We start from the raw sequence: 14781 nt of genomic DNA on the forward strand, positions 1-14781 counted from the left end.
CGGGGCTCTCGCGACATCCATGTCGCATGACCTCCTGAGCGCGGGTTTCGCTCGGCCTTCTGAAGGGGCGTTTCGGAGTGCGCGGATGTTTCTCTGGAAGTCCCAAGAGCAAACGCGCTTTTGCTTTTGCTCTTCGTAGGAGCGAGCTTGCTCGCGAACCCAAAGTCTCTGGGTTCCCGCGTTCGCGGGAATGACGAGGTGGAAGGATGGTGCCTGACTTCCAGGCCACTCCGGACAGCTCCCTCTCCCTTCAGGGAGAGGGCTGGGGAGAGGGCGCTCTTGAACCCAGCCCCGAAACCACCAACAGGCTCCACCCCAAATGCACAGCATCCCCCCTCATCAGGGTTTTTTCTGCCGCCTGCCGAACACATCCCGTTAGACTGCAGGCTGACGACAGGCGAGAGGCGAGAGGCGAGCATGGCTGAGTCCGCATTCACCCCCTTCGGCGTGCAGAACCTGCTGGATACCGACTTCTACAAACTGAGCATGATGCAGGCGGTGCTGCACAACTACCCCAACGTCGAGGTGGAGTGGGAGTTCCGTTGCCGCAACCGCGAAGACCTGCGCCCATACCTGGCGCGCATCCGCGAGCGCATCGAGGCGCTGGCCGGGTTGAGCTTCAGCAGCGAGCAACTGGCCTTCCTCGAACGCATTCCCTTCTTCAAGCCGGACTTCATCCGCTTCCTCGGCCTGTTCCGCTTCAACATGCGCTACGTGCAGACCGGCATCGAGAACGATGAGTTCTTCCTGCGCCTGAAAGGCCCCTGGCTGCACGTGATCCTCTTCGAGGTGCCGGTGCTGGCGAGCATCAGCGAGGCGCGCAACCTGCAGCGTTATCCACAGGTGACCCTGGAGCTGGTGCGCGAGCGCCTGAGCGACAAGCTCGACTGGCTGCGCCGCGAGGCCAGCGCCGAGGAACTGGCCGGCTTCAAGATGGCCGACTTCGGCACCCGCCGGCGTTTCTCCTATGCCGTGCAGGAATGCGTGGTGCGCGAGCTGAAGGCGAGCTTCCCCGGGCGTTTCGTCGGCACCAGCAACGTGCACCTGGCGCGCAAGCTCGACCTCAAGCCGCTGGGCACCATGGCCCACGAATGGCTGATGGCCCACCAGCAGCTCGGCCCGCGGCTGATCGACAGCCAGGCCGCCGCGCTGGATGCCTGGGTCCGCGAATACCGCGGCCAGCTGGGCATCGCCCTGACCGACGTGATCACCATGGACGCCTTCCTGCGCGACTTCGACCTGTACTTCGCCAAGCTCTTCGACGGCCTGCGCCACGACTCCGGCGACCCGCTGCTTTGGGCGGAGAAGGCCATCACCCACTACGAGAGCCTCGGCATCGACCCGCGCAGCAAGACCCTGGTGTTCTCCGACGGCCTCGACCTGCCGCGCGCGCTGCACATCTACCGCTCGCTGCGCGGGCGCATCGACGCCAGCTTCGGCATCGGCACCCACTTCACCTGCGACATCCCCGGCGTCGAGCCGATGAACATCGTGCTGAAGATGACCGCCTGCAACGGCCAACCGGTGGCGAAAATCTCCGATACCCCGGGCAAGATGCAATGCAACGACGAGAATTTCGGCCGCTACCTCAAGCACGTCTTCCGCGTCGACGAGGCCCGCGGCTGAAAAGCGCTTCGGCGCCGTTGCGCTCGGGCGCGCGAAGCGCCAGTCTTGCCGGGTGACCTTCCGTCCACCAGGGGAGCAAGGATGTCAGCAAGCAACCAACTCATCATTGGCGCCGGCCCCGATGGCCAGCCCGTCAGCCAGCCGTGGAAGCTGGCCAACCGCCACGGCCTGATCGCCGGCGCCACCGGCACCGGCAAGACGGTGACCCTGCAGCACCTGGCCGAGAGCTTCAGCGATGCCGGCATCGCGGTGTTCGCCGCCGACATCAAGGGCGACCTCTGCGGCCTGGGCGCGGCGGGCAACCCGCAGGGCAAGGTGGCCGAGCGCATCGCCTCGATGCCCTGGCTGGGCTACCAGGCCAAGGCCTACCCGGTGAGCCTGTGGGACGTCGCCGGCCACAGCGGCCACCCGCTGCGCACTACCCTCAGCGAGATGGGCCCGCTGCTGCTGGGCAACCTGCTGGAGCTGACCGACAGCCAGCAGGCCGCGCTCTTCGCCGCCTTCAAGGTGGCCGACCAGCAGGGCCTGCTGCTGCTCGACCTGAAGGACCTGAAGGCGCTGCTCAATTACCTCAAGGACCACCCGGAAGTGCTCGGCGACGACCGCGCGCTGTTCACCGGCGCCTCGTCCCAGGCGCTGCTGCGGCGCCTGGCGACCCTCGAGCAGCAGGGCGCCGAGGCCTTCTTCGGCGAACCGGCGCTGCAGCTGGAAGACATCCTGCGCCCGGATTCCGACGGCCGCGGGCGCATCCACCTGCTCGACGCCAGCAAGCTGGTGCACGAGGCGCCCAAGGTCTACGCCACCTTCCTGCTCTGGCTGCTGTCGGAGCTGTTCGAGCAACTGCCCGAGCGCGGCGATGCCGACAAGCCGGTGCTGGCGCTGTTCTTCGACGAGGCGCACCTGCTGTTCAACGGCACGCCCAAGGCCCTGCACGACCGCCTGGAGCAGGTGGTGCGGCTGATCCGTTCCAAGGGCGTGGGCGTGTACTTCGTCACCCAGTCGCCCAGCGACCTGCCGGACGACGTCCTGGCCCAGCTCGGCCTGCGCATCCAGCACGGCCTGCGCGCCTTCACCGCGAAGGAGCAGAAATCCCTGCGCGCGGTGGCCGACGGCTTCCGCCCGAACCCGGCGTTCGACACCCTGAAGGTGCTCACCGAACTGGGCATCGGCGAAGCGCTGGTGGGCACCCTGGAAGAGAAGGGCACCCCGGCCATGGTCCAGCGCGTGGCCATCGCCCCGCCGCAATCGCGCATCGGCCCGCTGACCGACGCCGAGCGCGTGCAGATCATCCGCACTTCGCCCCTGGCTGGGCGCTACGACAAGCCGATCGACCGCGAATCGGCCTACGAACGCCTGACCGGCCGCACCGACGACAAGATGGCGCCCAGCGAAACCAAGGCCGACGCCGGCAGCAGCCTGGGCAGCATGGCCGGGGAAATCCTCGGCAACCTGGCCAGCCAGACCATGAAGACGGTGGTGCGCCAGGCTGCCAACCAGATCGGCCGCGAGCTGGTGCGCGGGCTGATGGGCTCGCTGCTGGGTGGCAAGCGGCGGTAGGTGGGCATATCGCTTACAGCCGGCGCCGCGATGCTCTTCGTAGGAGCGAGCTTGCTCGCGAACAAACGCGGTGTCATGCGGTTCGCGAGCAAGCTCGCTCCTACGAAAATCGCCGCCAACCGGTGATGTAGGAGCAACTGTCTTGCGCCGAGGTGCTCTTCGTAGGATGGGTTGAGCTTGCGAAACCCATGCGGTTGCGGTGATGGGTATCGCTTCGCTCAACGCCATCCTACGAAAAGCCGTGCTTCCTGGAACCGTAGGAGCGGACTCCGTCCGCGATGGGCCGGGCACGGGAACGGATCGCGAACGGAGCGTAGGGCGTATAACGCTCCGCGTTATACGCCGCTTGACCTTGGTTCCAGGCCCTTGCACGGTCGAGCCCGGACCTCTGTTTCCGCGCACTCCGGGCTTGGCCATGGAGGTGGCCTGTGGATGAGGTGTATCGGCGTATAACCGCGAACGGTTATACGCCCTACGGGTGCCCATGCCTCGCACCCTTGTAGGAGCGCGCCCTGCGCGCGATTCGCGGGCAGGGCCCGCTCCTACAGATGGCATCTTGCGAACATGAAAAAGGCGCCCGCAGGCGCCTTGTTCATGGATGGCGGATCAGATACGGAAGCTGTCCACCAACTGCCGCAGCCGCCCGGCCTGGTTCTCCAGGTCGGCGCAGGCGCGCAGGGTGGCCTTGAGGTTCTCCACGCCTTCCTGGTTGAGGGTGTTGATCTCGGTGATGTCCATGTTCAGCGAGTCGACCACCGCGGTCTGTTCTTCGGTGGCGGTGGCTACCGACTGGTTCATCGCATCGATCTCGCTGATCCGCCCGGTCACGCTGGCCAGGCGCTGGCCGGCGCGGTTGGCGATCTCCACGCTCTCCAGGCTGTAGCGCTGGCTTTCGCCCATGGTGGTGACCGCCTCGCGGGCACCCACCTGCAGTTCCTCGATCATGCCCTGGATCTGCTGCGCGGCCTCCTGGGCGCGGTGCGCCAGGTTGCGCACCTCGTCGGCCACCACGGCGAAGCCGCGGCCCGCCTCGCCGGCGCGGGCGGCTTCGATGGCGGCGTTGAGCGCCAGCAGGTTGGTCTGCTCGGAGATGCCCTTGATCACTTCGAGAATCTGCCCGATGTTCACCGTGCGGCTGTTCAGCGCCTCGATGTGGGTGCTGGCGTAGCTGATCTTCTCCGACAGTTGGTTCATCGCGCTGATGGTCTGCTCCACCACCTGGCGGCCGTCGCCGGCCTGGTGGCTGGCGTCGCTGGCGTGGTGCGAGGCATCGGCGGCGTTGCGGGCGATCTCCTGGGCGGCGGCGCCCAGCTCGTTGATCGCCGCGGCAACGCTGTTGGTGCGGTTGGCCTGTTCATCGGAGTTGGCCATGGACGAGTTGGAGGCATTGACCACCAGTTGCGAGACGTCATGCAGCTGGCGGGCCGTGCCGGCCACTTCGCGGATGGACTCGTGGATACGCTCGACGAAGCGGTTGAAGGCTTCGGCCAGGGCGCCGAACTCGTCGCGGCTGTGCACCACCAGGCGCTTGGTCAGGTCGCCTTCGCCCTGGGCGATGTCCTGCATGGCGCGGCCCATGGCGGTGAGGGGCTGCATCAGCACGCGGATCAGCATGCCCAGCAGCAGGAGGATCGCGACTATGGCGACCAGCGCTGCGATCACCGCTGAGGTGCGGAAGGTGCTGAGCATGGCATAGGCCTTGTCCTTGTCGATGGACAGGCCGATGTACCAGTTCACCGAAGGCAGGCCCTTGACCGGGGCGAAGGCGAGGATGCGGGTGGCGCCGTTGAGTTCGCTCTCGCTGAAGCCGTTGCCGATCCGCGGGGTGTTCTGCGGGTAGATTTCGCTGAGGTTCTTCATCACCTGCTGCTTGTCCGGGGCGACCAGCACCTTGCCGTCGCCGCTGACCAGGAAGGCGTAGCCCATGCCGCTGAAGTCCAGCGAGTTGATGATCTGCACGATGGCTTGCAGGTTGAGGTCGCCGCCGACCACGCCCACCGTCTTGCCGGCGGCCTGGGCCGGCGTGGCGATGGTGATGATCAGCTGGCCGGTGGCGGCATCGACGTAGGGTTCGGTCAGGGTGGTGCCGCCGGCGGCCAGGGCGTCCTTGTACCAGGGGCGGGTGCGCGGGTCGTAGCCGTCGGGCATCTTGTCGTCCGGGCGCATGGTGAAGGTGCCGTCGGCCTGGCCGAGGTAGGTGAAGCTGAAGGTCGAGGTCAGCGCCTTCTGCTCCAGCAGGCCGCCGAGGCTGGCCGGCGCGCTGTCGCGGCCGATGCTCTGGGCGGTGTGTTCCACCAGCAGGATGCGCCCGCTGAGCCAGTTCTGGATGTTGCTGGCGGTGACTTCACCCATTTCCTGCAGGTAGGACTCCAGGTCCGCGCGGATGGCGCTGCGCTGCAGGTAGTCGTTGTACAGGGTGAAGAGCGCGAATGCGGCGAAAACCACCAGAGAAGCGGCCAGCAGTATTTTGTGGCTGAACTTCAGGTTCTTCATCATCTTGTTTTTGCATCCAGGGATGGGGCCAGTGATTGGGGGCCTCGGCGATGGTTCCGAGCCCCCGGACTACAGACCGCGCGCCGGGTGGGGCGGCGGTGGGGGCCGCCCGCGGGTGACGTGCGGCCGGTGGCACTCCTGTGCCGGGAAGCCCTTGCCCGGGGCTGAAGCGCCGGCTGATGCGGCTTTCAGACAAGAAGTCGGCATTTTCCGTAGGAAGCTTTAGCGAGGCGGACGAACGGTAGCGGTCGGAGGGTGAAAGGCAGAGACGTGCGTAGGGCGTATAACGCTCCGCGTTATACGCCGCTTGACCTTGGTTCCAGGCATTTGTTCGGTCGAGCCCGGACCTCTGTTTCCGCGCATTCCGGGCTTGGCCATGGAGGTGGCTTGTGGATGAGGTGTATCGGCGTATAACCGCGAACGGTTATACGCCCTACGGGTGCCCATGCCCCGCTCCTACCCTACGGGTGGGCACGGCTTCTCGTAGGAGCGAGCTTGCTCGCGAATGAGCCCGGCAGCGGAGTGTGTTCGCGAGCAAGCTCGCTCCTACGAAGAGCACAGGGCATGGCCGTCCGGACGCAAATGAAAAAGGCGCCCGCAGGCGCCTTGTTCATGGATGGCGGATCAGATACGGAAGCTGTCCACCAGGTGCCGCAGTCGTCCGGCCTGGGTTTCCAGGTCGGCGCAGGCGCGCAGGGTGGCCTGGAGGTTTTCCACGCCTTCCTGGTTGAGGGTGTTGATCTCGGTGATGTCCATGTTCAGCGAGTCGACCACCGCGGTCTGCTCCTCGGTGGCGGTGGCCACCGACTGGTTCATCGCGTCGATCTCGCTGATGCGCCCGGTCACGCTGGCCAGGCGCTGGCCGGCGCGGTTGGCGATTTCCACGCTCTCCAGGCTGTAGCGCTGGCTTTCGCCCATGGTGTTGACCGCCTCGCGGGCGCCCACCTGCAGTTCCTCGATCATGCCCTGGATCTGCTGCGCGGCCTCCTGGGCGCGGTGCGCCAGGTTGCGCACCTCGTCGGCCACCACGGCGAAGCCGCGGCCCGCCTCGCCGGCGCGGGCGGCTTCGATGGCGGCGTTGAGCGCCAGCAGGTTGGTCTGCTCGGAGATGCCCTTGATCACTTCGAGAATCTGCCCGATGTTCACCGTGCGGCTGTTCAGCGCCTCGATGTGGGTGCTGGCGTAGCTGATCTTCTCCGACAGCTGGTTCATCGCGGCGATGGTCTGTTCCACCACCTGGCGGCCGTCGCCGGCCTGGTGGCTGGCGTCGCTGGCGTGGTGCGAGGCATCGGCGGCGTTGCGGGCGATTTCCTGGGCGGCGGCGCCCAGCTCGTTGATCGCCGCAGCCACGCTGTTGGTGCGGGTGGCCTGCTCGTCGGAGTTGGCCATGGACGAGTTGGAGGCGTTGACCACCAGCTGCGACACGTCATGCAGCTGGCGCGCGGTGCCGGCCACTTCGCGGATGGATTCGTGGATGCGCTCGACGAAGCGGTTGAAGGCCTCGGCCAGCAGGCCGAACTCGTCGCGGCTGTGCACCGCCAGGCGCTTGGTCAGGTCGCCCTCGCCCTGGGCGATGTCCTGCATGGCGCGGCCCATGTCGGTGAGTGGCTGCATCAGCACGCGGATCAGCATGCCCAGCAGGAAGATGATGGCGACGATGGCGACCAGGGTGGCGATCACCGCCGAGGTGCGGAAGTCGCTGAGCATGGCGTAGGCGGCGCTCTTGTCCAGCACCAGGGCGACGTACCAGGACACCCCCGGCAGGCCCTCGACGCGGGTCATGGAGACCAGTTGCGTATGGCCGTCGACCTGCACTTCCTGCACCCCGGGGCGAACCTGCGGGGCGCCATGCGGGTAGACCTCGGTGAGGTTCTTGAACACCTTCGCGTCGTCCGGGTGCAGGAGGATCTTGCCGGCGTCGCTGACCAGGAAGGCATAGCCGTCGCCGTCGAACTTCAGCGAGTTGAGGATGGCGGTGATGGTCTGCAGCTTCATGTCGCCGGCGGCCACGCCGACCAACTGGCCGTTGCGCATGACCGGCATGGACATGGCGAGGATCTGCTCCTTGGTGCCGGCGTCGAGGAAGGGCTCGGTGACGATCAGCCGGCCGGCGGCCGCGGCGTCCTTGTACCAGCCGCGCTGGCGCGGGTCGTAGCCGTCGGGCATGGGCGAATAGGGGCGCATGGTGAAGACGCCGCTGGCGGCCTCGCCCAGGTACACCGATTCGAAGTTCCGCTGCAGCACCTGCTGCTCCAGCACGTGCTGGATGCGCTCGGCGGTGGGCTCGCCATCGGCCAGTTGCGCGGCTTCCATCTCCACCAGGTGGATGCGGCCTTCCAGCCAGCTCTGGATGTTGCTGGCGGTGAGGCTGCCGACCTCGCGCAGGTAGGACTCGGTGTCCTCCTGGATGGCGCGGCTCTGGCGGAAGTCGTTGAAGAAGATGAAGCAGGCGAAGGCGAAGATCACCACGAGGGAGGCCGCCAGAAGGATCTTCTTGGCGAAGGACAGCGAGCGAAGCATGGGTAGAGCATCCTGCGGGAACGACGGTGTGGGCAGGTTGTATCGGCCGTCTTCTGTAGGACTTTAGCTTTGCGATGGGAAAATGACGTCAGAAAATAATGACGGATCCCGCGGGCATCGTTCAGGTGAATGCCAGTTGCAGCAGATAGCCGGTAAAGATCGAGAAAACGAAGGGAAAAGACTTGGAACGGCTGACATCGAAGGATTTCAGCCGCGCCACGACGGGCTGCGGAAGCCTGTGCGAATCGATCGAAAGCCTGCTGCCCAGCATCAGCAGCAGCGTCGCCAGGCAGGCCAGGCCCAGGCTATAGAGCAGGGTGTCGGGGTCGCTGGCCAGGCCCAGCGCGGCCAGTAGCTTGACGTCCGCCGCGCCCAGCTTGCCGAGCAGGTAGCCGGGCAGGCTCAGCCCCAGGCCCAGGGCCGCCGCGGCGAGGGCGGCCGCCACGGAATGCTGGGTCAGGCTGTGGCCGTGCAGGTAGAGGTAGGCGGTGGCCGCGGCCAGGCCGCCGAGGGTCAGCAGGTTGTCCACCTTGCGGCGGCGCAGGTCCTGGTAGGCACAGGCCGCCAGCCAACCGAGCAGCATCCATGTCGCCAGCATTCGCTCGTGTCCTGCTCAGGTCAGGCCCGGATGGCCAGGCGACGCCTGCGCGGGGCAGGCGTCGGCGGGGCCGTCAGTAGAAGCGCGAGGCCAGCCAGAACAGACCGGCGGCCAGGGCCATGGAGGTGGGCAGGGTGAGGATCCAGGCCATCAGGATGTTGCGCACGGTGCCGCCCTGCAGGCCGCTGCGGTTGGCGACCATGGTGCCGGCCACGCCCGAGGACAGCACGTGGGTGGTGGACACCGGCAGGCTGTAGAGGTTGGCCATGCCGATCGCCGCGGTGGCGGTGAGCTGGGCGCTGATGCCCTGGGCGTAGGTCATGCCCTGCTTGCCGATCTTCTCGCCGACGGTGAGCACCACGCGCTTCCAGCCGACCATGGTGCCTACGCCCAGGGCCAGGGCCACCGCGATGATCACCCAGAAGGGCGCGTATTCGGTGGTGCTGGTCAGGTCCTTGCGCAGCTTCTCCAGGTCGGCCTTCTCGCGCGCCGGCAGGCTGTCGAGCTTGCCGACCTTCTTCGCGGTGTCGTCCAGGCACAGCAGGTAGCGGCGCACCTGCACGCGGCTGTCGGCGGACAGCTCGTTGTAGCTGGAGATGCCCTTGATGTCGCTCAGCAGGCCCTTGAGGGTGGACTCGGTCTGCTTCGGTTCGCAGCGGTACAGCTCGGGCATCTCGCCGTCGGCGCCCTTGCCCAGGGCGAGCATGTCGCCGAGCACGTCGGTGTGGCGCTGGTAGAACTGGCTGAGGTGGATGGCGGCGTCGCGGGTGCGTTCGATCTGGTAGGTGGTGCTGTTGAGGTCGAGGACGAACTTGGCGGGGACGATGCCGATCAGCACCAGCATGATCAGGCCGATGCCCTTCTGGCCGTCGTTGGAGCCGTGGACGAAGCTCACGGTCATGGCCGAGAGCACCAGCACCAGGCGGTTCCAGAACGGCGGGTGCTTCTTCTCGTCGACTTCGCGGCGGGTTTCCGGGGTCTTGTGCATCTTCGACAGCGGGTACATCCACTTCAGGCCGATCAGCACCAGGGCGGCGACGAAGAAGCCGGCCAGCGGCGAGAAGATCAGCGACATGGCGATGTCGATCGCCTTCTGCCAGTTCACCCCGTCGGCCAGCGGCACGCCGGTGATGACGGCGTTGGCCAGGCCGACGCCGAGGATCGAGCCGATCAGGGTATGCGAGCTGGAGGCGGGGATGCCGAAGTACCAGGTGCCCAGGTTCCAGGCGATGGCCGCGGCCAGCAGCGAGAACACCATGGCCAGGCCGTGGCCGCTGTTGACGTTGATCAGCAGTTCCACCGGCAGCAGGTGCACGATGGCATAGGCCACGCCGACGCCACCGAGCAGCACGCCGAGGAAGTTGAAGATGCCGGAGAGGATGACCGCGCGGTAGGGCGACATGGCCTTGGTGTAGATCACCGTGGCCACCGCGTTCGCGGTGTCATGGAAGCCGTTGATGAACTCGAAGGCCAGGACGAAGCCCAGCGCCAGCACCAGGCTGATGCCTACCCAGAGGTCGAGTCCGCTGAAGAGATCGAACATGAAGTTTCTGTGACCGGTCGGTGACGGGGCGGCGATTATGCCAGAAGCGATAGGATGTCGTCTGAAACCTGAAGCGATTCTCGGAATCCAGCGACACCCGGTCGCACGGGGCTTGCAGCACTGCGGGCAATGCTCTGCAACGTTTTCGAGGGGCCCCGCGGCTCAGTTCGCGTCCTGTTCGGCCTGGCGTTGCTGGGCCTTCTGCAGGTCGGTCTGCATCTTCTCCAGTTCCCGGTCGAAGGCCTTGTCCTGCACGGACGGGCGCTTGCGCCAGGGCTTCTTGTCGGGGTCGGGCTGGGCGGCGTAGAGGGTGACCTCGCCGCCATAGACATCCTTGTAACGCTGTTCCTGGCGCTCCAGTTCGGCGCGCAGTTCGTCTTTCGTCACCTGTGTTCCTGATGGCGTGTGGCTGATGGGGGGGGATATGCGGGAAAAGCATAGCAGGCGCGATTATAACCGCTGGCGGGGCGCTGTCAGCCGGGGGCGGGAAGAGCGGGTGGGTTCGCACAAATGTAACAGCAGGCTACGCTCAGGAAGCGATCAACATTCGAGGAGACCGCTCCATGATCAAGCTCCGCCTTCCCCTGCTGCTGTGTGCGCTGTTGTTCTCGGTGCAGGGTTTCGCCGCCAACACCGCCCAGCAGGAAAAGATGAAGACCTGCAACGCCGACGCCACCGCCAAGTCGCTCAAGGGTGACGAGCGCAAGACCTTCATGAGCAGCTGCCTGAAAGCCGGCGGCGGCGATACCGGCAAGAAGCTGACGCCGCAGCAGGAGAAGATGGCCCAGTGCAACAAGGACGCCGCGGCCAAGGCGCTGAAGGGCGACGAGCGCAAGACGTTCATGAGTGGTTGTTTGAAGAAATAGCGGAGGCGGGGCGCTGGTGTGGCCGGGGCGTTCGGCGTGGCCGGTGAACCCGATCGCGGACGAAGTCCGCTCCTACGCCCGTGCTTCCCTGTAACCGTAGGAGCGGACTCCGTCCGCGATTCGGCGGATAACGCCATACGCCAAGCCCACCGTAGGGCGTATAACCGTTCGCGGTTATCCGCCGCCACACCCAAGCCCCCAGCCAACGCCCAGGCCAGCCCCGGAGCCGCCGGGCGCCAAGGCCAAACGGCGGATAACGCGGAGCGTTATTCGCCCTACGGATTTCCAGAGAAACCTCCGAGCGCACCGGAACGCCCCTTCAGAAGGCCGAGCGAAACCCGCGCTAGGGACGTACCCTCGGGGCGGGCCTCCGTGGCGGGGGAGTTCGCGAGGGTAGCCCGACTCTGTCGGGCCCGTATGCGGGGCAAGCCTTTTTGGTTCCTTTTTGCGGGGGTGGCCTTCCACCGTTTGACAAAAGGGACTCGCCCGAGGGGGCGAAACAAGAAACATCAACGCACTCGGAGCGGCGCGCTACACCGAGCCCAACCCCAAAAGTCTCTGGGTTATTCCCCTTCGGGCCAGCGCAAGCGCTGTTCGCGATGGAGCCGCGTCCCGCGTTCGCGGGAATGACGGGGGTGGGGCAGGAGCGAGAGGGCAAGGTTCACGAGGCCCACTCGTTCAAACCCCCGAACACAACAACCAGGCCACCGCCAGCAGATAGAACAACACCGACCCATCCTCGCCCAACGGCGATTGAAGAACATGCCGTGCGTTCATGTTCATGCCTTCACCTCCGCCGACCAGTAGCCCTGGGCATTGCGGAAAGGCTGCCGGGCCATCTGCTCCGGGCGGGTGATGCCGTTGGCGCGCAGGGCGTTGACCAGCGCCGAGAAGGACTTCGCGGTATAGCTCATGGCGGGCTCCTTGCGTTCCGTCAGTGGGGGACGGAGCTATGAAAACGCAACGGCCACCATCAACGGAAATGGAACTTCCTGCTTTCGACTATTGATGAAATCGATGAAAGACCCTGCTCACCAGTCCAGCTGCAACTGGCTGTCGAACTGCCGCGGCCGGCCCGTCAGCGGATCGTCGAAGGCCAGGTGCCGGGCCAGCAGCTGCAGCGGGCGGGAGTAGTCGTCGCTGCGCCGCTGCTCTTCCGGCAGCAGCTGTGGATAAAGCGGATCGTTGCGCAGCGCCGCGCCCAGGGCGGCCATGTGCACGCGCAACTGGTGGCGCTTGCCGCTCACTGGATAGAGCGCGTAGCGCCACCAGTGCTCGCGGCACTCCAGCACCTCGATGCGGGTTTCGCTGTTGATCGCGCCCTCGGCCTCGCGCATGAGGATGAAGGGCTCGCCGTCCACCAGGCGGCTGCGCCGCACGTGGGGGAAGTCCAGCTGCGGCAGCGGCGGGGCGATCGCCTCGTAGCGCTTGTGCATGCGCCGCTCGCGGAACAGCGCCTGGTAGGCCGCTCGGCTGGCCGGGTTGGCGGAGAACAGCACCAGCCCGGCGGTGGGCCGGTCGATGCGGTGCAGCGGCACCAGCAGCGGGTTGTCCAGGCGCCGGGCCAGGCGCGCCAGCAGTGTCTGTTCGACGTACTGGCCGGAGGGCGTCACCGGCAGGAAGTGCGGCTTGTCGACCACCACCAGGTGTTCGTCGACGTGCAGGATGCGTTCTTCGAAGGGGATCGGCGTTTCCGCCTCCACCTCGCGGAAGTAGTGCACGCGCAGGCCCTCGCGGTGCGGTGTGCTGGCGTCCAGCGGCTTGCCCTCGGCGTCCAGCACGCGGCCGCGGGCCAGGCGCTGCAGCCAGGTCTCGCGGGGGATCGCCGGGAAGCGCGCGCACAGGCAGTCGAGCACCGTCGACCAGGGCCCGGCCGGCAGGTGCAGGGTACTGGCGCGGTGCTGGGCGGCGGAAAACGGCTTCTCGGACATGGTCGGCGGTGGCGGTCGGGGGCGTGCATTAGGCCGCAGATGGTTGCGTCCGTCAAAGACCGCTCGGCATCTCAGGCCGGGTTGACCTCGACCGTCACGTGGGCCAGCTCCTCGTGCTCCCCCAGCAGCGCCTTGAAGTCCTCCGGCCGCGCCGGGCTGGGACTGCTGAGGCTGAGGATGCAGGCGTACTTGCGCTTGCCCACCCGCCACAGGTGCAGGTCGGTGATGCGCGCCGGGTAGGGGCCGGCGGCGATGGCCTGGCGCACTTCCTCCAGCACCGGCGCGTCCATCTCCGCGTCGAGCAGCACCCGGCTGCTCTGGCGCAGCAGGCCGCGGGCCCAGATCGCCACCAGCACGGCGCCGACGATGCCCATCAGCGGGTCGAGCCAGGCCGCGCCCCAGAGCATGCCGCCGAGCAGCGCGACCATGGCCAGCACCGAGGTGGCGGCGTCGGCCAGCACGTGCAGGTAGGCGGCGCGCAGGTTGAGGTCGTGGCCATGGGCGTGCCCGTGGTCATGCTGGTGATCGTGATCGTGATCGTGATCATGGCCATGCCCGTGGTCATGACCGTGATGGTCGCGCAGCAGCCAGGCGCAGGCCAGGTTGACCAGCAGGCCGAGCGCGGCGATGGCGATGGCCTGGGCGTAGTGGATGGGCGAGGGCGCGAGCAGCCGCGCGACCGACTCGAACAGCATCAGCGCCGCCACGGCGAGCAGCAGCAGGGCGCTGCTGTAACTGGCCAGCACCTCGATCTTCCAGGTGCCGAAGGCGAAGCGCCCGTCGCCCTTCAGGCGCCGCGCCGCGACGTAGGCGAAGAACGCCAGGCCCAGGGCCAGGGCATGGGAACTCATGTGCCAGCCGTCGGCGAGCAGGGCCATGGAGTTGAAGTACCAGCCGCCGGCGATCTCCAGCACCATCATCAGCGCGGTGAGCACCACCGCGCGCAGGGTGTTGCGCTCGGCCAGCGGGTTGCTTTCGTTGAAGTCGTGCTGGTGCGACTGGTCGAGGGCGGGGGCTGGCATGCGAAAATGTCCCGGAGTCATTTTCAGATACTATACCCCAGTATACTTTCAGGACGTCAGCCCATGGCCCACACCATCCGTGACAAACGCAAGCTGCTCACCCGCATCCGCCGCATCAAGGGGCAGAGCGAGGCGCTGGAACGCGCGCTGGAGAAGGAGGAGGGCGACTGCGCCGCGGTGCTGCAGCAGATCGCGGCGATCCGCGGCGCGGTCAACGGCCTGATGGCCGAGGTGCTGGAAGGGCACCTGCGCGAGCACCTGGCGGCCGAGGCGCGCACGCCGCAACAGCGCGCGGAAGACCTCGACCAGGTGATGAGCGTGCTGCGTTCCTACCTGAAGTAGCTCAGTGGGACAGCCGCGCGGCCAGTTCGTCGACTTCCTCGGCCCAGTCCGAGTCCTCTTCCAGGGCCTCGCGGATGAAGGCCGCCTGGGCCTCGTTCCAGAAGGGCGCGTCGGCCAGGGCCTGGTCCGCGGGCAGGCGGTGCGCGGCGAGGAAGGCGTCGATCTCCTGGCGGCCGCTGGGCAGGCCCAGTTGCTTGAACAGTTCGGCGAAGGTGTGGGGTGTGGTGTCCATGGCGGGCCTCCTGTGGTCGGTCGTGCATCAACTATAGGCGTTCGGCGCGGG

General features: G+C 66.7%; 13 protein-coding genes and 1 pseudogene. 4 read left to right on the forward strand and 10 right to left on the reverse strand.

Annotated features, from left to right (window positions below):
- Positions 1 to 417 precede the first annotated feature (417 nt).
- Together pncB and BM060_RS21880 are read left to right on the forward strand one after the other, a co-directional pair.
- On the forward strand, positions 418 to 1626 hold the full coding sequence (pncB, locus tag BM060_RS21875) for a nicotinate phosphoribosyltransferase (protein WP_074982935.1): 1209 nt from the start codon (positions 418 to 420) through the stop codon (positions 1624 to 1626).
- A gap of 81 nt (positions 1627 to 1707) precedes the next feature.
- Positions 1708 to 3183, forward strand: a complete 1476-nt coding sequence (locus BM060_RS21880; RefSeq protein WP_074982937.1) for a helicase HerA-like domain-containing protein — start codon at positions 1708 to 1710, stop codon at positions 3181 to 3183.
- A 606-nt stretch (positions 3184 to 3789) separates the two neighbouring features.
- Here the strand turns inward: BM060_RS21880 and BM060_RS21885 are convergent.
- The 6 genes and pseudogenes from BM060_RS21885 to BM060_RS21905 form a co-directional block, all read right to left on the reverse strand.
- A complete protein-coding gene (locus BM060_RS21885; protein ID WP_074982939.1) occupies positions 3790 to 5679 on the reverse strand; it encodes a methyl-accepting chemotaxis protein in 1890 nt (629 codons plus the stop codon).
- A gap of 621 nt (positions 5680 to 6300) precedes the next feature.
- Entirely contained in the window at positions 6301 to 7065 is a 765-nt protein-coding gene (locus BM060_RS33745; RefSeq protein WP_439895980.1) for a methyl-accepting chemotaxis protein, read from the reverse strand.
- A 90-nt stretch (positions 7066 to 7155) separates the two neighbouring features.
- Positions 7156 to 8196: pseudogene (locus tag BM060_RS33750) on the reverse strand (HAMP domain-containing protein); the annotation flags it as partial.
- Positions 8197 to 8317: 121 nt separating this feature from the next.
- Positions 8318 to 8794, reverse strand: coding sequence for an A24 family peptidase (locus BM060_RS21895; protein ID WP_074982944.1), 477 nt, complete (start codon positions 8792 to 8794; stop codon positions 8318 to 8320).
- Between the two features lie 73 nt (positions 8795 to 8867).
- Positions 8868 to 10337 carry an inorganic phosphate transporter gene (locus tag BM060_RS21900; protein ID WP_074982946.1) on the reverse strand — a complete coding sequence of 490 codons (1470 nt, stop codon included), beginning with the start codon at positions 10335 to 10337 and terminating at the stop codon, positions 8868 to 8870.
- A 162-nt stretch (positions 10338 to 10499) separates the two neighbouring features.
- A complete protein-coding gene (locus tag BM060_RS21905; protein WP_074982948.1) occupies positions 10500 to 10724 on the reverse strand; it encodes a hypothetical protein in 225 nt (74 codons plus the stop codon).
- Between the two features lie 176 nt (positions 10725 to 10900).
- On the opposite strand from BM060_RS21905, the gene BM060_RS21910 reads away from it, so the two are divergent.
- Positions 10901 to 11203 (forward strand): PsiF family protein, encoded by a 303-nt coding sequence (locus tag BM060_RS21910; RefSeq protein ID WP_009618000.1) that lies wholly within the window; start codon positions 10901 to 10903, stop codon positions 11201 to 11203.
- A 779-nt stretch (positions 11204 to 11982) separates the two neighbouring features.
- Here BM060_RS21910 and BM060_RS33395 read toward each other — a convergent pair.
- From BM060_RS33395 to dmeF, 3 genes are all read right to left on the reverse strand, one after another.
- Positions 11983 to 12117: a hypothetical protein gene (locus BM060_RS33395; protein ID WP_009618002.1), complete on the reverse strand. Its 135-nt coding sequence runs from the start codon at positions 12115 to 12117 to the stop codon at positions 11983 to 11985.
- A gap of 117 nt (positions 12118 to 12234) precedes the next feature.
- Entirely contained in the window at positions 12235 to 13134 is a 900-nt protein-coding gene (locus BM060_RS21915; protein WP_074982951.1) for a pseudouridine synthase, read from the reverse strand.
- Between the two features lie 71 nt (positions 13135 to 13205).
- Entirely contained in the window at positions 13206 to 14156 is a 951-nt protein-coding gene (dmeF, locus tag BM060_RS21920; protein ID WP_074982954.1) for a CDF family Co(II)/Ni(II) efflux transporter DmeF, read from the reverse strand.
- A gap of 63 nt (positions 14157 to 14219) precedes the next feature.
- On the opposite strand from dmeF, the gene BM060_RS21925 reads away from it, so the two are divergent.
- Positions 14220 to 14498 (forward strand): metal/formaldehyde-sensitive transcriptional repressor, encoded by a 279-nt coding sequence (locus BM060_RS21925; protein ID WP_074982956.1) that lies wholly within the window; start codon positions 14220 to 14222, stop codon positions 14496 to 14498.
- Between the two features lies 1 nt (position 14499).
- On the opposite strand, the gene BM060_RS21930 is transcribed toward BM060_RS21925, so the two are convergent.
- Complete coding sequence (locus BM060_RS21930; protein ID WP_009618004.1) at positions 14500 to 14730, reverse strand: DUF2789 domain-containing protein; 231 nt, start codon at positions 14728 to 14730, stop codon at positions 14500 to 14502.
- Positions 14731 to 14781 lie beyond the last annotated feature (51 nt).

Source organism: Pseudomonas citronellolis (assembly GCF_900112375.1).
Taxonomy (GTDB): Bacteria; Pseudomonadota; Gammaproteobacteria; order Pseudomonadales; family Pseudomonadaceae; genus Pseudomonas; species Pseudomonas citronellolis.